This is a genomic window from Methylotenera sp., assembly GCF_029946165.1.
Lineage (GTDB): Bacteria > Pseudomonadota > Gammaproteobacteria > Burkholderiales > Methylophilaceae > Methylotenera.
Genome location: NZ_JAQSDZ010000011.1, coordinates 51,726 through 78,084, shown reverse-complemented (window position 1 = coordinate 78,084; position 26,359 = coordinate 51,726). Strand labels below are relative to the sequence as shown.

Below are 26,359 nucleotides of genomic sequence, written 5' to 3'. Positions count from 1 at the left end.
TTGATAAATATTGATGCAATCGGATGTTGAATTGAACCCTAATCATTTGTCATTGGCGCTATTGGAAAACGCCAAGCCAACTCAGAGTATCATTAAAATACGCCGTGACTACAACACGTGGGTGGCGAATGAATCTATTGAGGATTTCGCGCTACGCTTCACCCCCAGATCATTTCGTAAGTGGTCAATTTTCCGTGTTTCAAATACCGCTTTAAGTGCCATCTCTTTCCTAGTTTTAGAAGCTATCGGTGGCACAATCGCGGTGAATTACGGGGCAATTAATGCGCTATGGGCAATTTTGGCTGTGGGCGTTATTATTTTTCTGACCGCACTGCCCATTAGCTTTTATGCGGCTAAGTATGGCTTAGACATGGATTTGCTCACTCGTGGCGCAAGCTTTGGCTATATAGGCTCTACTATTTCATCTTTTATTTACGCCTCTTTCACATTTATTTTATTTGCCTTAGAAGCCGCCATTATGGCGTATGCGTTAGAGCTGTATTTTCACCTACCTCTTTACATTGGTTACTTAGTAAGTGCTCTGATCGTCATTCCTTTTGTAATTCATGGCGTTACATTAATTAATCGAATTCAGATGTATACACAACCTGTTTGGTTGATCCTCATGTGCATGCCTTTTCTTGCTATCTTGCATCAAGACCCAGAAATAATCTCACGCATGATGCTGTTTGCAGGTGCATCTGGCGAGCGGGGTGAGTTCAACCTGCTTCTTTTTGGTGCTGCAACTGCGGTTGGTGTGGCCTTAATTCCCCAAATTGGTGAACAAGTCGACTTTCTTCGCTTTATGCCAGAAAAGACACCTGAAAATCGTTGGCGATGGAACTTAGGCGTACTAACTGCAGGCCCTGGTTGGGTATTTTTAGGCATGATAAAAATGTCAGCAGGCGTTTTATTGGCGTATCTGGTGATTCAAAGTGATATGTCATTTTTGCAGGCGACCAACCCCACGCAAATGTATTTAGTGGGCTATCAATATTTATTTAGCTCAAAAGAATTAGCCTTGGGCATGACAGCGTTATTTGTTGTCATCTCGCAAGTTAAAATCAATATGACAAATGCTTATGCAGGTTCATTGGCATGGTCTAACTTTTTTGCTCGGTTAACACATAGCCACCCTGGACGCGTGGTTTGGGTGGTATTCAATGCCAGCATCGCAATGATTTTAATGGAGCTAGATGTATTTAAAGCCTTAGAGCAGGTATTGGCTTTATATTCAAATATAGCTATTGCATGGATTGCTGCCGTTGTGGCCGATTTAGTCATCAATAAGCCTCTTGGTTTAAGCCCTAAAGGCATTGAGTTTAGACGCGCATATTTATATGACATCAACCCCGTTGGCGTGGGTGCCATGTTATTGGCTTCTATGCTTTCTATCACAGCATTTTCTGGCGTTTTAGGCGCTGTTCCACAGGCGTTTTCGGCTTTTATCGCATTATTTACTGCATTGATCGCTTCGCCTATTATTGCTTGGCTCACTAAAGGTAAATATTATATTGCCCGCCAGGCAATTAAATTCAGTCCAACAACTCGAGTCGCTAAATGCACAGTTTGTGAGCGTGAGTACGAAACGCCAGATATGGCGCATTGCCCAGCTTATCAAGGCTTTATTTGTTCGCTGTGTTGTTGTTTGGACGCTCGTTGTAACGATGCCTGTAAACCAGACGCTAAGTTTTCCGTTCAATGGGAAACTACGTTAAAAAAGCTATTGCCTAAAACTTTATGGGTGTATTTAAACTCGGGCTTAAGTGCCTATTTACTGCTGATGAGTGTCACCTTAACTTTTTTAGGTACATTACTATGGTTAATTTACTACCATGAAAGTCAAGTGCTGGCGCAAACCGCCGCCAGCTTATTGCCACAATTACGTTCTGGCTATCTGAAGATATTTTCTGCACTTGTATTTGCAAGCGCTATTATTGCTTGGTGGTTGGTATTAACGGGGCAAAGCAGGCGAGTAGCGCAAGAGGAATCTAATCGTCAGACAGGTTTATTACAACGTGAAATCGAGCTTCATCAGAAAACCGATGCAGAGCTCCAGCTTGCACGTAAAATTGCAGAGCAAGCTAACCAAGCCAAAAGCCGCTATATTACTGGCATTAGTCACGAACTGCGTACACCATTAAATAGCATTTTAGGTTATGCACAATTATTAGATAACGATACGTCTATTCCAGATAGTCGTTTACAAGCGATTCGTGTAATACGGCGTAGCGGGGAACACCTGCTCTCACTCATTGAGGGCACACTCGATATTGCACGTATTGAAGGCGGCAAACTCACTTTTGATATCAAACCGTTAAGATTTCCAGAATTTATTAAGCAAATTGTGAGTATGTTTGAGTTGCAGGCGCGCAATAAAGGAATTAATTTTGCCTATGAAGTGACGAGTGAATTACCAAAAATGGTGCGCGCTGACCAAAAGCGCTTAAGCCAAATACTCATTAATATATTGGGTAACGCCGTCAAGTTTACCCAGCATGGAGGCGTGGTTTTTCGGGTGCAATATGCACGTGAGCTTGTGCAAATTGAGATTGAAGATACGGGCCCTGGGATACAAGCCAGTGAAATTGATACGGTATTTGAGCCATTTGCAAGAGGAAGCGCAGCAGCTAACGATAGAATAGGCGGCACGGGGTTAGGCCTCACCATTAGTAAATTGTTAACGCAATTAATGGGTGGCGAGATTAGTGTAAGCAGCGTAGTAGGGAAGGGAACCCTATTCAAAATTAAATTATTTTTACCACAAATTCATAAAACTCAAGAAATAGAAGCCGTGTTAGCTGCCCAGCGTATTGGCTATATTGGCGCAAGAAAAAAAATACTAGTGGTAGATAATGAATATATTGATAGGGAAATGTTAGTTACCCTTCTTCAGCCGCTTGGGTTTGAAATGGCTGAAGCCGCCAATGGTCTAGAGTGTCTTGAACAACATACATTATTCAATCCTGATCTAATTTTAATGGATCTTGCGATGCCTATGATGGATGGCTGGGAGGCTAGTTATGTCATACGTAAGGTGCGGCAATCTGATGTGCCGATTGGTATTGTATCGGCAAATGCTTTCGATAAAGGCTTAGAAAATACAGCAGGCATAGGTGCGGCGGACTTTATATTAAAACCTGTAGAGCTGTCTGAATTGCTGGATTGGCTGGGTAAACAGCTTAATCTAGAATGGATTACCGGGTCAGAAAATCTGCCGTTGCCAACCGAAGAGTCCAGCCTCTTACCCATTTTAGTTGCGCCACCCAAAGTTTATTTGGATGAGTTGTTAGCGCTAATGAAAATTGGATATGTACGTGGTATTTCTAAAAAAATAGATGAAATAGAAAGCTTAGATGTTGAATATAAAGTATTTGCTATCGCTATGAGAAAGTTCGCACAGCAATTTCAGCTAGCTGCCATGAAGAAGTTTGTGGAAGAGATTAATACTGATGAGTAATTTAAAACCAAGCCGAGAGGATGCTTCTATTGTCCTGATTGTCGATGATGTGCCCGATAATTTGGCGGTACTACATGACGCATTGGATGAATCAGGTTTTACTGTGTTAGTCGCTAATAATGGTGAAGCTGCCTTAGTGGCCGCATTAGAAGCGCAGCCTGGGATTATTTTACTCGATGCCATCATGCCTGGCATGGATGGTTTTGAAGTATGTAGAAAGCTAAAAGCAGATATTAATACGCGTCATATTCCAATTATTTTTATGACGGGTTTGACTGAGTCAGAGCATGTGGTAGCAGCGTTTCAGGCGGGTGGAACCGATTATGTTACTAAGCCCATACGAGCTATAGAAGTGCTGGCGAGAATAGATGCACACATGCAAACTTCGCGCTTAATGCATCAGGCGCGTGGTGCCTTAGATGCCTTTGGCCAAGCGGCAATTGCCATAACACCGCATAATGGAAAAATTGTTTGGCAAACACCTCTTGCAAGGGAATGGATGCAGCGCTACTTCCCTGAACATTACGCACAAATTCAATCAAAAACGCCGCCACAAGTATTATCTTGGATTGAAAAAGTTAAACTTGCTCACGAAGTACAATCTGACATATCCACTTTGATGATTGTTTCAGGAAGAGGGCGTTTAAACTTTATTCCCGCAGAACTTAATGACAGTGAGCAGTGGGTAATATTACTCCGGGAAGAGTCTGATGCCGCTCAGATAGAAGCATTGATGACCATATTTAAATTAACCATACGCGAATCAGAAGTGTTGTACTGGGCCACCAAGGGTAAAACCAGTCGCGATATTGGTGACATACTTGGTTCAAGTCCCCGCACCGTAAATAAACACTTAGAGCATGTGTTTGTTAAATTGGGCGTAGAAACAAGAACGGCCGCTGCGGCTTTAGCTTCTAGTAAGATTCGTACTATAAAGTAATCAATATTGAGCTAATAATGTTGAAAATATAAACTCAATATTGATTATCGACGACGTGCTTCAATCACATTTGGCACTTTCTGTATCAATGCCAAGAGTCGGCCGAGTTGTTCTAAGTCTGATAACTCAATCGAAAATTGCATTAACGCTAAGTTACTCCTACTCATGGTATTGGCTTTAGTAGCATTCACCTTTTCGCGTACAAATAAGTCGCTAATATCTCGTAACAGACCTTGGCGGTCGTGCGCTTCTATTTCGATATCTACTTCAGCACGGACGCTTTGATATTCACCCCACTGAGCGTTAAGAACGCGATCCCGCCGTTCATCAGGCAAACGAGCGATGAAAGTGCAGGTTTTGCGGTGAATCGTCACCCCATGATCACGCGTGAGGTAGCCAACAATTGTATCTTGCGGCATCGGTTTGCAGCATTTGGCTGTGCTGGTTTGCAGGTTGCCTATGCCTTCAATTACCACCTCAGTCTGAGATTTTAGAGTGGTGGCGCGTTTTGTGGTGACTGGTTTGGCAGCTTGCTCTTGTTTTGGGGCCACTTCATCTTGAATAGTCAGAGCAATTTGATGCTCACTAATATCTCCGCGCCCAATAGCTGCTAGAAAATCCTCAAGTTTCTGAAATTGAAGCTTATGCGCAATTTTTTCCTGATTGATTGCACCAACGCCGGCACGATGTAGCTCGCGATCCAGCTTTGCACGACCTTGAGCTACGTTTTCCTCGAAATGTTGATATTTGAACCAATGCCTAACTTTGGCACGAGCGCCTGGGCTTTGCAAGTAACCAAGCGTGGCGTTGAGCCAGTCGCGACTAGGCGAGCCAATTTTCGACGTTAGAATTTCCACACGCTGACCATTTTGCAATTTGGTATTGAGAGGCACTATGCTTCCATCCACCTTTGCTCCGCGTGTGCGATGCCCCAAATCAGTATGCAATGTATAAGCAAAATCAATAGGGGTGGCGCCTGTAGGTAAGTCAATCACTTTTCCCTGCGGCGTGAGTACGTAAACTTTATCTTGAAACAGTTCACTTTTAAATTGCTCGAGAAGATCGCCGCTGTCTGCAACTTCGTCCTTCCATGCCAATATCTGACGCAGCCACGCGACTTTTTCATCGAATTTCGCATCAGATTTACCACCTTCTTTATAGCGCCAATGTGCTGCTACGCCTAGTTCAGAGTGTTGATGCATTTCAACAGTACGAATCTGAACCTCTAACGCTAAACCACGTGGTCCAATAACGGCAGTATGCAACGAACGGTAATTATTGCTCTTAGGTCGGGCGATATAATCATCAAATTCACCAGGGATTGGTTGCCATAGATTATGAATCAGACCAAGCGCGGTGTAACAGTCCTTAATGTCATCAACCAAAATTCGCACCGCACGCACGTCATAAAGTTCATTAAAATCAAGGTGTTTACTCTTCATCTTCTTGATGATGCTATAAATGTGTTTAGGGCGTCCAGTGACGTCCCCCTTGATTTCAGCTTGGGTTAACTCATATTTAAGTTGGTTAACCACATCAATGATGTATTGCTCACGATCGACACGGCGCTCGTCCAACATTTTTGCAACATCTTTGTAGAGTTGCGGCTCTAGATAACGCAGCGAGAGGTCTTCCAACTCCCATTTAATCTGCCATACGCCAAGACGGTTAGCCAGCGGCGCAAAGATTCCCTTACTTTCCTGTGCAATTCGTTTTTGCTGACTAAGACTAGCGCCAGACAAGCAACGTAAGGTTTGCGTACGCTCGGCAAGCTTGATTAACACCACGCGGATGTCTTGCACCATAGCCAAGAGCATTTTGCGCAAACTCTCTACCTGCTGTGTATGGTCGGTATTTTTCAGGTCGGGGTCGTGCATGCCTTCAATTTCACTGAATGCTTGGATTTGCTCCATACGTGAAATACCTTCGACTAAACCAACAATATTGGTACCGAAATGAGTTTCTAGCGTTGTACGCCAATCAACAAGGTGCTCTGGCACTGCATGCAATATTGTAGCTGCAATCGTGTCTACATCCATGTTCATATCGATTAAGATTGTCGCCGCACCTAACGCATGCTGCAACAATGGTGTGCTCGCCAGTTGAGTGTGACCAGCATACAGTGGGGCAGCTAAATCGCAGGCTTGACGGACTAACTCCACATCAGTGGGCGAGAAATGCTTCCCTAAAGATTCAATCCATGAAGAAACGTCACTCTCACTTGAGGCGAGTAAAGCAGAAGCTGAGTTGTTTATAGAAACCATGGAATATTATCGCATCAAGATGCGAGCTTATGCAGCTTAAATATTTCTGCAAACTTCTCACCAATTGATTATTTCCGTTTCCTAAAGAGTGGCAACCTAAGATTTTTATGTAAAAGTTCAATAACTTTTGTGACTATTTAAAAGAGTATTAGATTAAGTAATTACTAATTAAAAAGTATAAAAAAGGTTATAATTTTTTTGAATATTTATTACCCGACAAGTTCTGTCTGGTCAAAAAGGATGCTTCAATGGGTGACTATACTGGAGACATTGATCGAGCGAATCAACGCTTCCGCCAAGTAGTAGAGGCTGCTCCAAACGCAATGGTAATGGTCAATAAAACTGGCACCATTGAAATGGTGAATACTCAGGCAGAGAAAATTTTCGGCTATAGTCGCACCGAACTCTTAGGTCAGTCCATCGATATACTCTTACCTGAGCGATTCCGTCACCAACATCCACATCATCGAGCCTCATTTTTCTCTGATTTACATCCGCGCGCTATGGGAACAGGCCGTGACTTGTTTGGTCGTCGTAAAGACGGTAGCGAATTTCCAGTTGAGGTGGGGCTTAATCCAATCGAAACCGAGGATGGCATCAAGGTCTTGTCGGCAATTACTGATATTTCAGCGCGTAAACGAATGGAAGAGCGCTTTCGCCAAGTTGTAGAAGCCGCCCCCAACGCAATGGTGATGGTAGATAAAGCCGGCATTATTGAAATGGTTAATACTCAGGCTGAGAATATTTTTGGTTATTCCAGAGCTGAATTGCTAGGAAACACGGTAGATATGTTGTTGCCGACGCGATTTCATCATCAGCATCCACAACATAGGGACTCATTTTTTTCTGATCTTCACCCACGTGCTATGGGCGCTGGCCGTGATTTGTATGGTCGCCGCAAAGATGGTAGCGAGTTTCCAGTTGAGGTGGGGCTTAACCCAATCGAAACCGAGGAGGGCGTTAAGGTCTTGTCGGCAATTACTGATATTTCAGCGCGAGTAAAAGCTAGCGAAAGGCTGGCTGAACACCGTAATGAATTAGAGCGTAGTAATAAAGAATTAGCAACATTTGCTTATGTGGCGTCGCATGACCTGAAATCGCCATTACGTGGTATTTTCCAGATATCACAATGGATTGAAGAAGATCTACAGAGCGGCGATACTTTATCCATTCCAAAGCACATGGAGCTATTGCGTGGGCGCCTTCGCCGCATGGAGCATCTGCTCGATGATTTGCTGGCTTATTCGCGTGCTGGGCGGCACGAGGGCAGTATCAGTCAGATAGAGCTTGGGACGCTTGCCAAAAATATATTTGAGATGCAAGCCCCTCCCGATGGCTTTACCCTTGAAGTAGCTGACGACTTACCGACTTTTACAACGCTCGCTACACCTTTGGAACAAGTACTCAGAAACTTATTTAGCAATGCAATTAAACACCACGACCGTGATACAGGTTGCATAAAACTGAATTGGTCTACCACCAATAAAGATTATTACGAATTTAGCGTTACCGATGATGGCCCAGGCATTCCTCAAAAGTACCACGATCGCGTTTTTATTATGTTTCAAACACTGAGGCCGCGTGATGAGGTAGAGGGTAGTGGCATGGGATTGGCGTTGGTTAAAAAGATCGTTGAAACCTATGGAGGTAGCGTCAATATAGTGTCCGATGGCTCGCGTGGCTCAAGTATTAGCTTTACTTGGCCTATAAGAATGGAGGGAAGGGTTCAAATTGCAAACACCTGATAAGCAAAGCTATAAAGAAGTGACTTTGTTTATAGTCGATGATGATGATATTGACGCCATCGCTTTGGAACGAGCGCTACGGAAACTTCGACTGCTTAATACTGTGCGTCGCGCTCGTGATGGGCAGGAGGCATTGGACTTGTTGCGCGCAGGTGAGATTCCAGCCCCTTTCATCATCTTGCTAGATCTTAATATGCCACGCATGAATGGATTGGAGTTTTTAGAAGCACTACGTATTGACCCTATGCTGACACATGCTGTTGTATTTGTTCTGACTACCTCAAAATCTGATGAAGATTTGGTTGCGGCATATCGCAAGCATGTCGCCGGGTATGTATTTAAGCAACATATGGATAGGGACTTCCTAGAAGTTATTGGTTTGGTTGAACATTATTGGAGACTGGTTGAGCTGCCAGTAACAAAGGAGTAAATATGCGACTGCTACTTGTTGATGATGATGAACTAGATCGAATGGCCGTGGTTCGCGTCTTGCATAATCCCAATCTGGTCAAAGACATTGTGCATGCAAGTACCGCTGTCAGTGCCCTAAAACTTTATGATGAAAGTACATTTGATATTGTGCTTCTTGATTATCTTTTACCTGATATGGAATGTCTCGATGTATTAAGCCAATTAACACAACATACAGAGAAACATGCAGCCGTAGTGATCTTAACTGGCATGGAAGATAATGCGGTCATAGAAAGAACCTGCATAGTCGCAGGGGCGCAGGACTTTTTACTTAAGAAAGAGCTTTCAGAACGACACTTGACTAAGGCTTTGGTACATGCGCAAGCTCGACATGAGCTTAATAACCAGCTTCTTGAAACACATAAGCGTTTAAAATATCTGGCTGAAAATGACCCCATGACAGGGTTATCAAATCGTTACTATTTTGAAGAGCATTTGCATGGGTCCATTCAGCGCGCTCAACGTTTCAATATTCAACTTGGCTTAATTTATCTGGATATAGACAACTTTAAGTTAGTTAATGACAGTAAAGGCCACGATTCAGGTGATCAATTGCTGCAAAAGATCGCACAACGATTGTTGGAGGTGGTTAGAGAGGGTGATGTTGTTTGTCGCCTTGGGGGCGATGAATTTGCAATCATTGTTCACGGTTTAGATGCTGAGACTTCATCTGGAATTTTGGCGCAGCGAATTATCGAAAACCTGCGCTTGCCCATCACTATCAATAATACAGAGCATTTTGTGACTTGCAGTATAGGAATTGCCACTTACCCTAGATGCGCTATGACGGCGGAGGATATGCTTAAAAATGCAGATCTCGCCATGTATCAAGTAAAACGTGAAGGGCGAGATGGGTTTCATTTCTTTACTGGAGCACTAAAGGAGCAGGTTCTACATAGGATTATGCTTGAGGATGAGCTGCGCTCACAGCGCTTGCAAAGTCAGATAGTGCAACATTATCAACCTATCATTAACGCAAAAAATCTTCAGGTTTGCGGGGCCGAAATGCTCATGCGCTGGGATCATCCAACAAGAGGGCTACTACTCCCAGGTGAATTTATTGGGGTTGTAGAGGAGCTTGGGTTTTTAGATGCCATTGATACAAAAAATAGGCAACTAGCATGTAATCAGCTAGCACTTTGGCGCAGCATAGGCCTTGTAGATGATCAGTTCGTATTAGGAGTCAATGTAAGTGAATCGTTATTGCGGCAAGAAAATGTGCCTAATGAGATTCAGAAGGATATGGCTGCTGCAGGCCTTCCTGGCGAATGTCTATCAATAGAGGTGACTGAAAGTGTACTAGTTTCAGATTTCGAGAAAACATCCGCATTCTTGAATCGTATAAAAGCATTTGGAGTGAAAGTCGCGATTGATGATTTTGGTACAGGATACTCATCAATGGCCTATTTGAAATGGCTACCAGCGACTATATTAAAAGTTGACCGCTCTTTTGTGCAAAATGTGCCAGAAAGCCAAGCAGATTGTCGCGTATTAAAGGCAATCATTATTATGGCGAAAAGCCTTGGTCTCGAGGTAATTGTCGAAGGTGTGGAAACTGCTGAACAGGCTAGATTGTGTCAAGAGTATGGTGCTGATATGTTGCAAGGCTTTCTGTTTTCCCAATCATTATCGCCCCATGACTTTGCAAAATTTTTAAAAGCACACAACCCAGAAACATATAAGCTAAACACTCTTGAATGATTGGTGTTACTAAACTTATTAAGGGAAAGTACTTAAGGGAAAGTGCTTACACTAGATTCACTGGCTTAAATTTTATATGCTCTCTATCAATATTGGCATAGGTCTTGCTTGGTTCTGCTTAGACTATATTTCAATAGAGAAGAAAAACCAGCATATGAAATTATATTTAAATACATTAGATCAGACATTTGCGTTTTCCAGTATTGATCTGAAGCATGTGCATAACCCCGAAAAATCTGTTTTTATTTTCGACTTTGATGATGAAAAATCGTTGACTCATATACTCAACCGACTCGCGGAGCTATTGCCAGAACAGCTTCTTGATGAGTCTTATGTGACGGTCACAAAAGATACTAACGCAATGGATCCTGCAGAGACGATTGCGGGCACTATGCCATTCAACACTTTTTATGCCAGACGTCTGCATTCATGGTTGTTAAAAGATATTAGTTCCCACGTGCAGATATATTTCCAGCCTATTGTCGATTTCACACAAAACGGCAAAATTTTTGGGTATGAGGCCTTGTGCCGAATAGAGAATCCATCTGGAAGATTATTGGATGGCGAGGAGTCATTTAAGCTGGCTAGTCAGCTTAAATGTAGCGAAGAATTGGATATCGCCTGTCAGCAAAGCGCGTTGGTTGGGAAAGCGAATTCGATTGCACCAGGAACGCCCATTTTCATTAATGTACTGCCTCAAACCATCATGAAAAAACGCTGGCTTAATTTTATGCTGGATACTATCGGCAAATATGGTATTGAGCCACGTGAAGTCGTCATTGAAATTATTGAGAGTGAAAAAGTATCACCCGAGCTTTTAGCTGAATGCTGTGATCAAATTCGTGCTCAGGGCCTGCGTATAGCACTTGATGACATGGGCTCAGGATTTAATGGTTTGCGTACCTTGGCTGCTGTTCGTGCAGACTATATCAAAATAGATCGTGCGATTGTCCACGAAGCACAAGGTAGCCGTGTACGCACCGTATTGCTGGAAGCGATTATTTCAATGGCGCAAAGACTTGGCTGCACGGTTGTGGCAGAGGGCTTGGAACGTGTAGAAGACATCAATTTCTGCTTAGATATGGGGCTTGCATATGCACAGGGCTACTATTTTGCAAAACCTGAAAGAAAGCCGACACGTTCGGTGACAGAATTGCCTAAGCAGGATGAGGCGCATCGCTCACATGTTCCTGATGAGTTCCGAATTGGAGAATTTGTGATGCGCGGGGTTACGATTGAGGTGAATACTTCTATTGAAGAGGCACGAGCGATTTTTAAGAAGAACCTTGATACAGAAGTTGCAGTGGTATTGGATAATTTGCGACCTATCGGTTTGCTCAAGCGCGGCAAGGTATTTACCCAACGTAGTAACTCCCTTGGCGCTTATTGCGATGCATTGCCAAAGATGATTACCAGTCGTACTCCATCATCATTATTGGCACGTGGTCTCTACCTAGAGCGTGGCGATGCTGAGCCCTGGGTCATGGTGGGCGATGATGGTATCTATATAGGAATTTTACAGCCGGTTGAAATTATGGCACAGTTAATCAGCCGCAAGATGAGTACTGGCAGTCTTCACCCTCTGAGTCAGTTGACCACTGGGCCAACATTACGGCAATCCTTGGATGTCAGCTTGCGCAATAACCCCAACACGATATTGGTCTATATCGACCTTGACCACTTTAAAGCCTATAACGACCGGTACGGATTCATACGTGGCGATGCCATGATTCGCCTGTTATCAGAAATTGTTAGGCAGGAATTTCTTGGCGCCGCAGGGATATTGGTTGGCCACATTGGAGGTGATGATTTTGTATTGATACTAGATCATATCAATACCTATCTTGAAGACAAGTTGCTGGATGTGATTTATCGTTTTCAAGACCTCGCCAGCCACTTATATGACGCATCAGACCTAGAACGAGGGTTCTTTACCACAGAAGATGGCGGCGAACATCCCGTTGCCAGTATTTCAATCGCAATCGTCAATGGCAGCCAAGGCGTATTATCCAATAGTGTGGCCGCAGCTGAACGTGCGGCTTACCTGAAAAAGATAGGTAAATCCAATATTGGCAGCATCATTGTGGTGGAAGATACTACTCCTAGACTTGTACTACCGGTACATGAAGTTCATTCCGATTGGCAAGCGCGCGCACTAGAGGCGTTGCAATCCCTACTTAAATATCGTCGCTCCGAAGGCTCACATTGCATGGATAGCTGCTTCAATGACTATCCATTCTTTGAGGTGATATTTGAACTTAATGCCAACGGTATACAACGATATCCTAACTGGATTAATCCAAACATGTACGGCAAAATTAAAGCAGGAGGAGGGGGCGTTGATCGCAGTCCACAAGCTTATTACTATGCCGCGTATGAAACGCTTAAGCCATATATATCAAATATTTACCTCTCGACAGCGACTGAAGACTTTTGTTTGACGGTATCGTTGCCTATTCTCAACCAGATGGGAGGGTTAGAATCAATCCTTGTTGCTGATATCAGTATTGCTGCTATGGCAATGCTTAGCAGTACCATGGCAGCTGCTACAGAAAAGTAAATTGATGCAATTTAAACCATTATCAAATCAAACACTTTTTCCCTAAGGAAATTAAAATACAAATAAGGATTTTGATTTTGTTTGCATGCTTTAGAAATATTAAAAATCTGACCTTGAACATCGATATAAGACAACTTATGATTGTAATATTAGATGTCACTAAAGCTTTTAAATGTTCTATAAATCTGATTAATATTTAAAATAATGGGGGATTCATGTTAAAGACTTTTACGGAATTTCTTGAATACTTAAATAGTCTTTTTGTAACATCTGCATTTTGTTACGCCAAGCCATTGCAAACTATAGGTTGTGCTAGATTTTGGGGTATTTGTTTCCTAACGGCAATGCTTTTACTTTCTTACATTTTCGTCAAACTAGCTCGAAATATTTTAAAGGACCGAGCTGATTGGAATATATATTTAATAAAGAAAACTAAGCGTGAAAAGGTCGCAGATGAGGAAACCATGTCTAAGCATGTGTGGACTGGTGATTAATAAAAGAACCGCCGCGTGGGTAAGATAACCTTATTACAATTTAAATTTATAAGTATTTGAATTTTTTAAATTATTAAATAATCCGTCAGGACTTATCTATAGCTTTTTAACAGGGTAAGTCCTGACATCTATGTAAATTCAATAAGATAAGTCCTGACATATTGCACTGAATTCAATTTAGGTTCAGTATGTAATTATGGATACTATTGATATAGCTATGTCTGTCAATGATTTACTTACTCCACTTCCATTTAAGCGGGAAGATTATACTGCCCATCTATATAGACCTTATTCAATTAAACTTCATCGTCAAGTAAACCTATTTAGTCATCATCGATATGATTTGTGGGTACTTTTGGAAACAGATACTGAAGTTTCCAAATTTAACGAAAGAGTTGCTAAAGTCCCAATTGCGTCTGTTAATGGCCAAGCATTCAATGCAACTCCAAGCTTTGTTACATTAGGTTTTGATAAATCAGTTGTTATTCATAATATTATAAATACTGATGAGTCGGAATCTGAGACTGGAACAAATCTAAAAATAGAAGCATGGGGAAAGTATTGTTCTAATAATAATTTTAAACATCAGTTATGGAATTCAAAAAAAATCAATGCCAATGCTATTGAATTAGCTAATTTAAAGAGATTGTTAAGATTCACTAGTTTTGCTGGATTGGAAGTCAATAACGACATTGAAAATTCAATTCTTGATGAGCTAAGAAATGTTAAAAAAACTATTTACTTAAAAGTAATTGAGTACTTTCCACAAAGCGATCCTGAACTAATAAAAGTTGCTTTATCAAGACTAATCATTAATCGCAAAATTTTTTCAGACATTAGTTTGTCGCCTTTAAGCATGTTAACTGAGGTTTCGGTTTATCATGAATTCTCTAAAAAATAATCGTCGTATTCAACCAGGCTTTGAAAATTATGACTCTTGGCCATTTCCAAATATCTATGCCCTAGATGCTCAAAAACGGGCAAATTTTGAGACTAGAAAAAGTGCCATTGACCAATACATGAATGGTGTTAAAAATTCTGAAATACTCAAAAACACAGGAATTAACCGTCAATTAATCTCGTATCTTTTAAAAAGATGTACTCAGATGGATGAAAAGGGTGAAATAGTAGGCTATTTCGGATTAATTAAAGGTAAGCAAGTCGGTTCAAGAGTGGTATCAACTTTCAATTTAAATTCAGGAAAACCCACCGCAGGTTCACTTCAAGCTTTATTCTTAAAATACCCTGATCTTAAGATAACAATGAAAAAGTTAATTATTGAAGGGGTTTTGCCGCAATCTAAAAATAAAAATTCACGACTTACTTGGGATCACATTCACAGGATTTTTCTTGATGAATGTGAAACTCAAAATATTAGATCACCATCCTATCCATTTTGCAGTGAATCTAAAGGAAAATCTTCGCTCGTAACATGGGGTAAGCGTCTACTGGAGCGAAAAGAGGCAGACAGTGCGAATAGATATAGTGCCAATGTTGATTTCAACCTAACAAGGGCTCCTTCCAAATGCTATCAAAGAGTTGAAGCCGATGGTCACTTTCTAGACGTGAATTGGACATTAGAGGTACCTGGTTTAAATGGAGAGGGGTCTATTTATTGCAAAGTTTCGAGATTATGGCTGCTTGCATTACTTGAGGATAAAAGTGGTGCTGTGTTGGGTTACAGTATTTCCTTAGGTAAGAATTACAACGCGTCAGATTTAGCAGAAGCTGTTAGAAGTAGTCTTGTCCCTTGGGAACCTAGAAACCTATCAATTACAACCATTTCCTATAAGCCGGATGAGTGCTTACCAAATGCATTAATTCCAGAGCTAGCGTACATGTGTTACGAAGAATTATGGATTGATAATGCAAAAAGTCACTTAAGCGCCTTATTCATGACGATGCTTGAAAGAACAGTAAATGCCGTACCAGTTTTTGGTCCAAAAGCATCGCCAAATGTTAGGCCAAAAATTGAACTTCTATTTGATTTGTTAGAAGAAGCAGGAATTCATTGTTTAGATGGTACTACAGGCTCAAATTCAAAAGACCTTCGAAGAGCAAAGGATGCAAAGTATGCGCTAAAGTTAGAAACATTACTTGATTTGATAGATCTACTTATTGTGCGATATAACACCAGCATAGCTCCAGGTACTACGATTAGCAGAAATGAAGTTTTGAGGCGTGCAGTGATGCGAGAAACTGATATTTATCGGAGGATCCCTATTAAAAATAGGGATAAGTGTATTCAATACTCTATTTTTGATGAGGCTGTAATTGGTCAAGATAGGGGGAAACCAGTCGTAAGGTGGAAGAATGCAAGATACTTTGGTGCTGGCTTATCATTACATGGGAATCTAATTGGTCAAAAGGTACTTGTATTAGCAAATAAAGATGTTCGTCAAATTGAGGTTGTGTTGTTAAGTGATGGAGGCACATTAGGAATTCTGTATGTAGAGAAGCGCTGGCTTAGTACACCACATTCCTTATTTGCTAGATCAACTGTTAGAAAATTCATGACCAATAATAGTTTTCTTAAACATGCCGCAGATATACCATTAGCCTTCATTAATCATGTGAAAGCAGAAGCTGCGAATAACGCGACAAACCAAAGAATCCTTGCTAGGTTATTTAAAGATCAGGAAGCTAACGCACCTTTAATTGTAGGTGATAAAGATATATTCACGACGAGTGTGATGACTTATGAAATTCCCCCCGTCGAAGAATCCGAAAATGAAATTAATAAAAATACAAATAATATTGATTCAAAAGAAGATGAATTAGAAGAAGATGAGTTAGACAAGCTTATCAAAGGGCTTGGGACTACATATAGGTAGGAGTATTAGTTGATAGATATAATATATAAAGAACGCACTAATTTATCTACTCGCTTACTAGCAGGTCGTGCATTTTTGATTAAAACGCCTCAAGCTGCTTTATATTTAAAACTAATGAGTTCATGGTTAACAACTGGTTCACAAGGTGCAATTATTTACGGAAGGCCTCGTTTAGGCAAAACTTCTGCAACTCGTTGGACATTACATATGTTACCCGAAATAATTGGCAGGTTTCCAGTGGTTGAAATTCCAGTGAGAGGTCAGTTCGTAGCATCAGAGAAAGCCTTTTTCCAGCATTTATTAACTTGCATCAAGCACCGACACGCTATGATTGGTACTGCTGGGGACAAACGCGATCGTTTTAGTCAATGGTTGATTAATAGAGCTATTCGTTCACCAATTAATGGAGCGGTTTTGTTTTTAGACGAAGCTCAGTTATTACAAAATCAACATTATGACTGGTTAGTTAATATATCAAATGAGTTAGACAAAAATGGATGTCGATTATTTTGTTTATTAGTTGGTCAAACAGAGTTAATTGAAAAAAAGAACGAATTAATAAATGAGGGAAGGGAGCAAATTGTTGGACGATTCATGGTTAGAGAGCATGAGTTCGTTGGCTTAGTTTCAGAAAAAGATATCATCTCAATTTTAAATGAGTTTGATCATACAATTTATCCTAGTGGAAGTGATAAGCTCTTTGCAGAAAGTTTTATACCATTAGGAATTCATAGTGGATTCAAACTTGCATCTTTAGGCCCAGGAATGTGGCAAACATTCGAAAAGCTATGGTTGGAGCAAGGGTTGTTTGGGCAAATAAACATTCCCATGCATTATTTTACAAGTGCACTTATCTCTACACTAAATATAATGGTATCTAAAGATAAATGTAACTTAAGCATTTCTCACGATGTGCTTGTCAATGCGGTCTCGGCTTCAGGTTTTAAAGAATCTCTTAGAATATTAAAAGCTGAATCTAGATCGAGACAATAAAATGAGCAGGTTGCATTCCATTGGTGAGGTTAATTGGAAGTCTGGTTCTTTGCGACCTTTTGAATCCGCTGGATCAGTAGGTGCTAAATATTGCTATCTCAATAAAGTTAAGCCAATAGAATTTGGTAAATTAATCGAAGACTTAGTCGACGGTGATTTTTCATCAGACTTTAATTTCACCTTCGATAATCCAAAATTGAAACCTGAAAAAATATCAAAAATTTTTGGTGAGCCATTGGGTATAGCAAAACAATTATCGTTATTGAAATTCCTTGATCTGCGAAATTTAAATAAATGCGATTTATTTAATCAGTTTGAAAAAAATCTTAGATTCTGTCCAGAATGTTTAAATCATGGTTATCACTCGCCTCTTCACCAATTAAATTGGCTTACAAAGTGTTTTATTCATAATTCTGCGTTACAAATAAAAACAACGAGAAGCAAGTATGTGAGAAATTTAAATGATGACTCTGTTCTATTAACGGATTTGTATGAGTTATGGTTTGAAAATCAAGATTTTTGGAAAACTTCTAAGAATAAGCAGTGGAAATTATTAGATTGTAAAAATGTTTCTACAAAATCATATAGTTTATTATCAGAATTAAAAAAAATTGAAAATCGGTTTGAAATTTTAGAGCCATTCACTGTTGTGGGTGCAAATCGTTTTTCAAATCTGAATCTAAATTTCCACAGCTTACCCATGAAAGATAGCTCGTTGGAATGTCTTTACTCACCTGGTCACTTTGGCTCAATTAAACCGTATTATTTTAAAAGTAATAAAGAAGAAACAGAGTTAATTTCGAAATTTGGTGCAGATAGAATTGTTTCATTAATACAAGCAAGACAAATATACTGTGAAGCAGAGGAAGTATACCCACAATGGAAGCTTATATTAGAAGAGCTAAAAAGTAATCTCCTCCAAAACCATTTTGAATGCCTTGCCGTTTATAAAAAATCATTTATTGCATTAGAGACTTTGAGGGTTAAGCACAATCCTCTAGTTCGACCACCTTACAACATGGATAGATTTGACATGGTTCCATGTAAAAGAATTGGAACTTTAAAACTTTCCCAGTTACTTTTTGAATTTGAATCAAAAAATCTATTGGGTGAGTGTTTAGTTGAAACTTTAGATTCAAATTTAAATGATTTTGGTCGCGATAATAATTTCGTTGAGAAATGTAATCAGCACCAGCTTATTTCTAAGTGGTGTGGAAAATTTGTTAGAAATCAGCATGAATTTCTGAAGAGTTATGAGCCTGGACATATTCTTGGCGATGAAATACCTTATGGGATTAAACAAGTAAGAATTTTTGTACCAATGGGAAGTTTGATTCCCATCATTGATGAGCTTTTGCTAATGTTTGTTTATTCTTGGGCTTGGGCTTTGTATGAGCTTGAAATTCATGCAGATAAAATCAACTATTATCAAGTTGATATTGAGCAAGAGTTTAAATCTAAAGTAATCAAATTAAGTCCATCGTTTTTGATAAGCACTATACCAACTGGAATTCAAATCCTTATAGGAACAAAAGTAGAAAGTTGTCTACCGAATTTTACACTTGGAATTGAAAGTAAAAATCACAATATAGAAGTGCTTAATAAAGCAAAAAAGTTAACAAAAATTTATGACTTCGCTCTAGCAAAAAGTCTTGAAGATTATGATAGGGCAAGGAGGGCAGAAGCGGGTAAGTATGAGTTGATCAGGCTGAAACTCATTCCCAAGTAATTTGCAATAAAGGGTTTTTATTACTCATTATTTACTCAACAGAATATGTGCTCAAAAGCGCCACTCATTCAGCGATGAAACCTGCCATTGATTGTGCTCAAAAGTAGGCCACACAACAATACTTTAGAAATAGCACTGTCGTTTGCCATATCAGCTTTACTATATTTAGTCACCCAAGAGTTGCTCATTTAAGCCCATGAAGAAGCCAAAACTATCGGCAAACTTCCTTTTTTTGAGTTTCTACTCTTCTTGATTCTAGGCATTGATTGCTTACGTTGAGTATTCTGTCTGAGAATCATCACTCAAACCTCACAGTAAATAGGGAGCAATTCAGTTTAGGTGTATGCTTCAAGAATTGCCGATAATCTATCGCGAGTAACATCTGACATGCCATCTGGCCGCGTCACAAGTGCATCAGATAGGGCGCCGTGTGCTATAGATAGAGGACGTTCTGTACCTAAAATCTTAATTGCAGTTGCGATAATTTCTTGTGCGTGATGTGCATTTTTCATCAAATTGGCTATTGCCATATTTGCCGTTACGTTTGCCTCTTGTGGATGCCAGCAATCATAGTCAGTTACCATTGCTAGAGTGGCATATGCAATTTCCGCTTCCCTAGCCAGTTTTGCTTCTGGCATATTAGTCATGCCAATTACACTTGCCCCCATGCTGCGATACCACTGTGATTCGGCTAATGTTGAAAATTGCGGCCCTTCAATACATACATAAGTTCCACCTTGATGTAGCTGGATGGGCTCACTCAGGTTGAGTTTATCTGTTGCCCGAAGCAGCGCATTCGCTACGCGATCACATATAGGATGCGCCATTGATACGTGGGCTACTGCACCATTACCAAAAAAACTGCTGTCACGCCGCTTTGTTAAATCGATAAATTGATCGGGTAGCACGATGTCAAGTGGTTTCATTTCTTCTCTTAAAGAGCCAACCGCCGATATTGAAATCAAATATCTAATCCCCATTTTTTTCATTGCGTAGATGTTAGCTCTATAAGGCACTTCTGAAGGAATTAGTCGATGACCTCTTCCGTGTCTAGCTAGAAATGCTACATCTATTCCCGCAACTTGACCCGTGACAATCACATCAGAAGGTTTGCCAAAAGGGGTTTCAATTTGGATTTCATTAGTATTTTCTAATGCATCCATTTGGTAAAGACCACTACCGCCAATGACTCCTATTAGTGCTTGTTGCATATTGAATCTCTTTCCTTTGGATTATTAAATATTAGTTATAGTCGTCGTGACTAGGATATTTATTACAGAGTATTTTGAGAGATAGTTACTGTTTATTGATAAGTGGCAAAAAGTTAGACTTATTCTAGACTATGAATTTATATGACGCACAAACTCTAGTGCGATATAAATTCAAGGACAGCTGTAATGTCAAATTATAAACAATTGAATTGATATCTCAGGCTATCGACAACAAATTGGCATTATGTAAACGGGTGGTGTTAGGAGCACATATTCTACTTACCGCAATTGTGCCATCTTTAGTTAAGCAATTATTCACAAAGCAACGCCATTTATGGTTGAGTCAGCTGTTTTTCATATAACCCCCACCTAAAACTTTGGTTAGATAAGTTATTAAGTTCCGGTGAACAATGTTGTTGAAAATATGCGAGGAGTTTTTATATAAAATATTGTAATAATTTGGCAAGTATATCGACTAACAATCAAATGTTAACTAAACCATGACACCAAGATCATTAGATTGATGTATTTTTAGGAATTTTAATGCACGCCATTTTACCGTTGATTCAAAAAACAGATTTTCCAGCATTGCATAGAAGCAGGCTAGAGACGTTACAAGTTAATCTAGGCTATCGCTGTAATCAGACATGCTTGCATTGTCACGTGAACGCGGGGCCAACTCGCAAGGAAATGATGGATGAAGGGACTATTTCATTAGTTCTCCAAATTCTTGCCGATAATAATATCAGTACACTTGATTTAACGGGTGGGGCGCCAGAGTTGCATTCGATGTTCCGCGATATAGTGATCAATGCTACTGCGCTGGGTGTGAAAGTGATTGACCGCTGTAACCTTACCATTTTATTTGAGCCTGGTCAGGAAGGTCTTGCCGAGTTTTTAGCTCAGCATAAGGTGGAGGTGGTGGCGTCATTACCTTGTTACTCTGCTAAAAATGTGGACGAACAGCGTGGTGATGGCGTGTTTGAAAAAAGCATTGCTGGGTTGCAGTTGTTGAATAGTCTTGGCTATGGACATGAAGGCAGCGGACTCGTATTAAATTTGGTTTACAACCCGCTTGGCCCCAGCTTGCCGCCAGCACAAGCGCCACTGCAAGCCAAGTATAAAGAGGAGTTATTTGAACACTTTGGTATTGTGTTTAACCAGCTATTTACCGTCACCAATATGCCGATTCAGCGCTTTGGCAGCACTTTGGTTTCCAGGGGGCAGTTTAAAGATTATATGCACCTCTTAAAGACGAACTATGCGGCTGGCAATCTGGATAGTGTGATGTGCCGCACGCTGTTAAGCGTTGACTGGCAAGGTTACCTTTATGACTGCGATTTCAACCAGCAGCTTGGTATTAGCATACCTACAACTGGCACACTTAAAAACTCACGCCCGCATTTAAAAGATTTTGAGCAATACGTCAGCCAAGGCAAGCTTATACGTATTGCAGACCACTGTTACGGATGTACTGCGGGGCAGGGTAGTAGCTGTGGCGGCGCATTGGTTGAGTAATTTCAGCTTAAAAATCCATCTCATATCGAAAAAAATACTATGAAAAAACTTATTATCGTTGGTGTTATTTTAGTTGCTATCTCACTTTTCTTTGGCTTAGATCTAAATCACTATTTAACGCTAGACTCCATTAAAGAAAATCGCAATCAATTAGCAAGCTTGCAAGGACAGTCGCCGTGGCTGGTAATCATCAGTTTTTTTGTGATATACATTATTGCTACCGCACTCTCGCTGCCAGGGGCTGTGCTGCTCACGTTACTGGCAGGTGCGTTATTTGGTTTGTGGCAAGGAACGTTGATTGTTTCTTTTGCTTCAAGCATAGGAGCGACCCTGGCTTTTTTGACTTCGCGTTATTTACTTCGCGATAGTGTGCAACAGCGTTTCGGCGATAAACTCAAATCCATTAACGATGGTGTTGCTAAAGATGGTGCTTTGTATTTATTCACGTTACGGTTAGTCCCCGTGTTTCCGTTTTTTCTAATCAACTTGCTAATGGGGCTCACAACAATCCGAACTGCTACCTATTATTGGGTAAGCCAGCTTGGCATGTTGGCAGGCACATTGGTGTTTGTAAACGCTGGTACGCAGTTGGCGCAAATTACTAGCTTATCTGGAATCGCCTCGCCAACGGTTTTACTTTCCTTTGCCTTGCTCGGCGTTTTTCCTTTAATCGCTAAAAAAGTCATTGGCATCCTGCATAAACGTCGCGTCTACGCACGTTGGACTAAACCAAAGTCGTTTGAGCAGAATTTGGTGGTTATCGGCGCTGGCGCTGCTGGCTTGGTCACGTCTTATATTGCCGCAGCAGTGAAGGCCAAAGTGGTATTGGTTGAGGCGCATAAGATGGGGGGCGATTGCCTGAATTATGGCTGTGTGCCGAGTAAGGCGATTATCAAAAGTGCCAAGATTGCGCATCAAATGGCCAATGCTGATCATTACGGTTTGGAAGCGGCGCCAGCAAAATTCAGTTTCAAAAAAGTGATGGCTAGAGTACATGCATTAATCGCTACGGTTGAGCCACATGACAGCGTAGAGCGTTATACCAAGCTGGGTGTGGAAGTTGTGCAGGGCTACGCCAAGATTATTGACCCATGGACAGTGGAAGTTGTGCTGAATACTGGCGGCACACGCCGCATTACCACGCGCAGCATCGTGATTGCAGCGGGCGGTAAACCGCAAGTGCCAAAATTGACAGGCCTGGAAGAAGTGGGTTATGTCACCAGTGATACGTTGTGGGACAAGTTTGCGCAATTGGACGAAGCGCCAGCACGCTTAATTGTACTAGGCGGCGGCCCGATTGGTTGCGAATTAGCACAAAGTTTTGCGCGATTAGGGTCAAAAGTGACATTGATTGTACGCGGCAAGCGCATTATGTCTGGCGAGGATGAAGAAGTTTCCGCGTTTGCGTTGCAGGCACTACAAGCGGATGGCATCAACGTGCTGACTGAGCATAATACCGTGCGTTGCGAAAAGGTCGGTAACAGCAAATTTGTGGTTGTAGAAAAATCTGGTATAGAACAACGCATTGAATTTGACCAGTTTTTATGTGCCACCGGGCGCGAGGCTAGGCTCAGTGGTTATGGTCTGGAAGAATTAGGCGTCGATACTAATCGCACCGTCACCATCAATGAGTACCTCGAAACTTTGTATCCCAATATCTACGCCGCTGGCGACGTGGCAGGGCCTTATCAGTTTACTCACTTTGCCGCACATCAGGCTTGGTATGCCGCAGTTAATGCACTGTTTGGTGGCCTTAAACGCTTTAAAGCGGATTATTCAGTGATTCCATGGGCAACATTTATTGACCCGGAAGTGGCGCGTGTTGGCTTAAACGAGCAGGATGCCAAACAAAAGGGCATTGCCTATGAAGTGACGCGTTTTGACCTTGAAGAACTTGATCGCGCCATTACCGACAGTGTGGCACATGGCTTTATTAAAGTGTTAACTGTGCCTGGCAAAGATAAAATCCTCGGGGTCACTATTGTTGGCGAGCACGCTGGGGATTTATTGGCTGAATATGTATTGGCCATGAAGCATGGTTTAGGCTTGAACAAGATACTAGGCACTATCCACACCTATCCCACTTTGGCCGAAGCCAATAAATACGTGGCCGGTGAGTGGAAGCGCGCGCATTCTCCCAAAAAATTACTGGAATTTGTTGAGAAATATCACACTTGGAAACGAGGTACATAAAAATGAGGTTAGCAATGAAGCGTTTTTTTATTATAGTTGGATTAATGATGTTAAGTCTAAATGTTCAGGCTGCGAGCTTTGCTTATGGCCAATGGGACAGTCTGCTTAAAAAAACATGTCATACAAGTGAACCAAGGGCAAACTACGCAAGTGGATTACGAAGGTTTGCTTGCTGACCATGCCCAGTTAAAAGCATTTCTGGAAGCTACATCCGCAGTTAAACAAAGCACTTTTGACAGCTGGAATAAAAATGAACAGTTGGCTTTTTTAATTAATGCTTATAACGCATGGACTGTTGAACTGGTGTTGTCAGGATACCCTGTTAAATCCATCAAGGATTTAGGCTCACTGTTAAAGTCGCCATGGAAGAAGTCATTTATCCCATTGTTAGGCGAAACAAGGTCTTTGGATGATATTGAGCAAGGTTTGATTCGCTCTAACCGTTACCAGGAGCCACGTATTCATTTTGCCGTGAACTGCGCGAGTATCGGTTGCCCTGCACTGCGAGCAGAAGCCTATACTGCTGAAAACCTGACCAAACAATTGGACGATGCAGCACAAATGTTTCTTAAAGATAGAACGCGCAATAGATTTGAAGATGGCAAGTTAAAGCTATCCAGTATTTTCAAATGGTACAAAAAAGATTTTGAGCGTGGATGGGCTGGATTTAAGTCATTGCCACAGTTTTTGGGTAACTATAGCCAAGCCCTGGGGCTCAATGAAAATGATGTTCGACGTTTGCAGGCAGGAGAAATTGACATAGACTTTCTGGATTACAACTGGCAGCTTAACCGCAAACAATAAATTCAATGACAGATAAAAAGAACATAAGAATTATCATTTTTGCCAAAGCCCCTCAGGCCAACTTTGCCAAGACGCGGCTTATTCCTGCCTTGGGCGCTGAAGGTGCCGCCAATATTGCCCATTTAATGCTTAAGAATACATTGAGCAGTGCTATCGGGGCTGGTGTGGCAAAGGTTGAATTATGTGTGACGCCTGATTTGACCTCTGTCGCATGGCAGGGCGTAGAAATTCCAGATGTAGTTGAAGTCAGCCATCAAGGTGAAGGTGATTTGGGTGAAAGAATGGCGCGCGCAACCGCACGAGCATTGGCACAAGGAGATGCGGTTTTATTGATAGGCACAGATTGCATTGAAATGAGTGCGATGTTATTAATCGAGGCTATTCAAAATCTGGATTCAAACGATACCGTTATCTATCCAACAGCGGATGGCGGTTATGCTTTGCTGGGGTTGCGACAATTTGATTTGAGTGTTTTTAATAATATTGCCTGGAGCACTAGCGACGTTGCTTACCAGACCATTTTGAAAATAAAACAGCTGGACTGGTCTATTCATATTGGAAACTTGCTACATGATGTAGATACGCCAGATGATTTAGATCATGTACCTTTAGAGTGGTTGTATGCAGAGCATTAAAACCTCATTTGTTGTAGTTTTATCAGGGTTAATATCGGTCACCACTCAAACCGAAGCAGGGGGCGCTGTAGAAAACAGTGTCGAAAATAAGATTCTCTGGCTCGGGAAGTTCAATGCGCCTACTACCAAAAATACGCACGACGCAGAAATCTCTATCCCATGGCAGTTAATGCAGCTTGATAAGCGCGTGCCTGCTACACACTATCAAATGCGATTATGGGATGGCGTGCCTGCCATTGAGGCAATCGCCGACAAAAGCATGACCTTACTTGCAAGGCCGGTAGAGATTAATCTCGCTAAGGCGCCGATACTTTGCTGGCGTTGGCGCGTAGACTCGCCATTGGTTCAGGCGGATATGGCAACTAAAAAAGGCGACGATTACACCGCCCGTGTGTATGTGGCATTTAAGCTGCCGCCTGAAATGCTGAGTTTTACAATCCGTACTAAACTAGCCATCGCTCGAAAAATATATGGTGATGTTGTACCCGATGCCGCCATTAACTATGTGTGGGATAACCGCTATGAAATTGGCACGCAACGCCCCAATGCCTATACCAACCGTACGCAGATGATTGTGCAGCAAACTGGATCAAGTAAAGCCAACACGTGGGTGAGTGAACGCAGAGACTTAATGGCAGACTTTAAAGCCACCTTCGGCGCTAACTATGCAAGTTTTGGCAATGTTCAAATCGCACTCGTCGCGGTGGCTTCAGATACTGACAATACTGGTGAGAAGGCGCATGCCGGTTTTGCTGATATACATCTTGTTACGAAAGATCAGGAGTGTAAATTTTCGTAATGTACTTG

At 41.3% G+C, this 26,359-nt stretch carries 17 protein-coding genes; 15 read left to right on the top strand and 2 right to left on the bottom strand.

Annotated features, from left to right (window positions below):
• The first annotated feature begins 13 nt into the window (after nt 1-13).
• Together PSV17_RS07870 and PSV17_RS07865 are read left to right on the top strand one after the other, a co-directional pair.
• Nucleotides 14-3,460, top strand: a complete 3,447-nt coding sequence (locus PSV17_RS07870) for an ATP-binding protein (protein WP_300481305.1) — start codon at nt 14-16, stop codon at nt 3,458-3,460.
• Nucleotides 3,453-4,400, top strand: a complete 948-nt coding sequence (locus tag PSV17_RS07865; protein ID WP_300481304.1) for a response regulator — start codon at nt 3,453-3,455, stop codon at nt 4,398-4,400. Before PSV17_RS07870 ends, PSV17_RS07865 begins: the two co-directional genes overlap by 8 nt.
• 44 nt (nt 4,401-4,444) lie before the next feature.
• On the opposite strand, the gene PSV17_RS07860 is transcribed toward PSV17_RS07865, so the two are convergent.
• On the bottom strand, nt 4,445-6,664 hold the full coding sequence (locus tag PSV17_RS07860; protein WP_300481301.1) for a bifunctional (p)ppGpp synthetase/guanosine-3',5'-bis(diphosphate) 3'-pyrophosphohydrolase: 2,220 nt from the start codon (nt 6,662-6,664) through the stop codon (nt 4,445-4,447).
• A 248-nt stretch (nt 6,665-6,912) separates the two neighbouring features.
• On the opposite strand from PSV17_RS07860, the gene PSV17_RS07855 reads away from it, so the two are divergent.
• From PSV17_RS07855 to PSV17_RS07820, 8 genes are all read left to right on the top strand, one after another.
• Nucleotides 6,913-8,409 carry a PAS domain S-box protein gene (locus tag PSV17_RS07855; protein ID WP_300481299.1) on the top strand — a complete coding sequence of 499 codons (1,497 nt, stop codon included), beginning with the start codon at nt 6,913-6,915 and terminating at the stop codon, nt 8,407-8,409.
• The gene (locus PSV17_RS07850; RefSeq protein WP_300481297.1) at nt 8,396-8,839 is read left to right on the top strand and encodes a response regulator; all 444 of its coding nucleotides are present in this window, start codon (nt 8,396-8,398) and stop codon (nt 8,837-8,839) included. Before PSV17_RS07855 ends, PSV17_RS07850 begins: the two co-directional genes overlap by 14 nt.
• Before the next feature lie 2 nt (nt 8,840-8,841).
• The gene (locus PSV17_RS07845; protein ID WP_300481296.1) at nt 8,842-10,581 is read left to right on the top strand and encodes a GGDEF domain-containing response regulator; all 1,740 of its coding nucleotides are present in this window, start codon (nt 8,842-8,844) and stop codon (nt 10,579-10,581) included.
• Nucleotides 10,582-10,735: 154 nt separating this feature from the next.
• The gene (locus PSV17_RS07840; RefSeq protein WP_300481536.1) at nt 10,736-13,141 is read left to right on the top strand and encodes an EAL domain-containing protein; all 2,406 of its coding nucleotides are present in this window, start codon (nt 10,736-10,738) and stop codon (nt 13,139-13,141) included.
• A 690-nt stretch (nt 13,142-13,831) separates the two neighbouring features.
• Entirely contained in the window at nt 13,832-14,536 is a 705-nt protein-coding gene (locus tag PSV17_RS07835) for a hypothetical protein (protein ID WP_300481294.1), read from the top strand.
• A complete protein-coding gene (locus tag PSV17_RS07830; protein WP_300481292.1) occupies nt 14,517-16,469 on the top strand; it encodes a hypothetical protein in 1,953 nt (650 codons plus the stop codon). Before PSV17_RS07835 ends, PSV17_RS07830 begins: the two co-directional genes overlap by 20 nt.
• A gap of 9 nt (nt 16,470-16,478) precedes the next feature.
• Nucleotides 16,479-17,462: an ATP-binding protein gene (locus PSV17_RS07825; RefSeq protein WP_300481291.1), complete on the top strand. Its 984-nt coding sequence runs from the start codon at nt 16,479-16,481 to the stop codon at nt 17,460-17,462.
• Between the two features lies 1 nt (nt 17,463).
• Nucleotides 17,464-19,191, top strand: coding sequence for a hypothetical protein (locus tag PSV17_RS07820; protein ID WP_300481289.1), 1,728 nt, complete (start codon nt 17,464-17,466; stop codon nt 19,189-19,191).
• A 335-nt stretch (nt 19,192-19,526) separates the two neighbouring features.
• On the opposite strand, the gene mtnP is transcribed toward PSV17_RS07820, so the two are convergent.
• A complete protein-coding gene (mtnP, locus tag PSV17_RS07815; RefSeq protein WP_300481287.1) occupies nt 19,527-20,402 on the bottom strand; it encodes an S-methyl-5'-thioadenosine phosphorylase in 876 nt (291 codons plus the stop codon).
• Between the two features lie 543 nt (nt 20,403-20,945).
• Here mtnP and arsS point away from each other — a divergent pair.
• From arsS to PSV17_RS07790, 5 genes are all read left to right on the top strand, one after another.
• Entirely contained in the window at nt 20,946-21,920 is a 975-nt protein-coding gene (gene arsS / locus PSV17_RS07810; RefSeq protein ID WP_300481285.1) for an arsenosugar biosynthesis radical SAM (seleno)protein ArsS, read from the top strand.
• 39 nt (nt 21,921-21,959) lie between these two features.
• The gene (locus tag PSV17_RS07805) at nt 21,960-24,113 is read left to right on the top strand and encodes an FAD-dependent oxidoreductase (RefSeq protein WP_300481283.1); all 2,154 of its coding nucleotides are present in this window, start codon (nt 21,960-21,962) and stop codon (nt 24,111-24,113) included.
• Nucleotides 24,114-24,197: 84 nt separating this feature from the next.
• The gene (locus PSV17_RS07800; RefSeq protein WP_300481280.1) at nt 24,198-24,917 is read left to right on the top strand and encodes a DUF547 domain-containing protein; all 720 of its coding nucleotides are present in this window, start codon (nt 24,198-24,200) and stop codon (nt 24,915-24,917) included.
• Between the two features lie 5 nt (nt 24,918-24,922).
• Nucleotides 24,923-25,552, top strand: coding sequence for a TIGR04282 family arsenosugar biosynthesis glycosyltransferase (locus tag PSV17_RS07795; RefSeq protein ID WP_300481278.1), 630 nt, complete (start codon nt 24,923-24,925; stop codon nt 25,550-25,552).
• Entirely contained in the window at nt 25,539-26,351 is an 813-nt protein-coding gene (locus PSV17_RS07790; RefSeq protein WP_300481276.1) for a DUF3047 domain-containing protein, read from the top strand. Before PSV17_RS07795 ends, PSV17_RS07790 begins: the two co-directional genes overlap by 14 nt.
• Nucleotides 26,352-26,359 lie beyond the last annotated feature (8 nt).

Coding starts and splice junctions, on each gene's coding strand:
- PSV17_RS07870 (WP_300481305.1), top strand. CDS start 14: ATGCAATCGGATGTTGAATTGAACCCTAATCATTTGTCATTGGCGCTA.
- PSV17_RS07865 (WP_300481304.1), top strand. CDS start 3,453: ATGAGTAATTTAAAACCAAGCCGAGAGGATGCTTCTATTGTCCTGATT.
- PSV17_RS07860 (WP_300481301.1), bottom strand. CDS start 6,664: ATGGTTTCTATAAACAACTCAGCTTCTGCTTTACTCGCCTCAAGTGAG.
- PSV17_RS07855 (WP_300481299.1), top strand. CDS start 6,913: ATGGGTGACTATACTGGAGACATTGATCGAGCGAATCAACGCTTCCGC.
- PSV17_RS07845 (WP_300481296.1), top strand. CDS start 8,842: ATGCGACTGCTACTTGTTGATGATGATGAACTAGATCGAATGGCCGTG.
- PSV17_RS07840 (WP_300481536.1), top strand. CDS start 10,736: ATGAAATTATATTTAAATACATTAGATCAGACATTTGCGTTTTCCAGT.
- PSV17_RS07835 (WP_300481294.1), top strand. CDS start 13,832: ATGGATACTATTGATATAGCTATGTCTGTCAATGATTTACTTACTCCA.
- PSV17_RS07830 (WP_300481292.1), top strand. CDS start 14,517: ATGAATTCTCTAAAAAATAATCGTCGTATTCAACCAGGCTTTGAAAAT.
- PSV17_RS07820 (WP_300481289.1), top strand. CDS start 17,464: ATGAGCAGGTTGCATTCCATTGGTGAGGTTAATTGGAAGTCTGGTTCT.
- mtnP (WP_300481287.1), bottom strand. CDS start 20,402: ATGCAACAAGCACTAATAGGAGTCATTGGCGGTAGTGGTCTTTACCAA.
- arsS (WP_300481285.1), top strand. CDS start 20,946: ATGCACGCCATTTTACCGTTGATTCAAAAAACAGATTTTCCAGCATTG.
- PSV17_RS07805 (WP_300481283.1), top strand. CDS start 21,960: ATGAAAAAACTTATTATCGTTGGTGTTATTTTAGTTGCTATCTCACTT.
- PSV17_RS07800 (WP_300481280.1), top strand. CDS start 24,198: ATGGCCAATGGGACAGTCTGCTTAAAAAAACATGTCATACAAGTGAAC.
- PSV17_RS07795 (WP_300481278.1), top strand. CDS start 24,923: ATGACAGATAAAAAGAACATAAGAATTATCATTTTTGCCAAAGCCCCT.
- PSV17_RS07790 (WP_300481276.1), top strand. CDS start 25,539: ATGCAGAGCATTAAAACCTCATTTGTTGTAGTTTTATCAGGGTTAATA.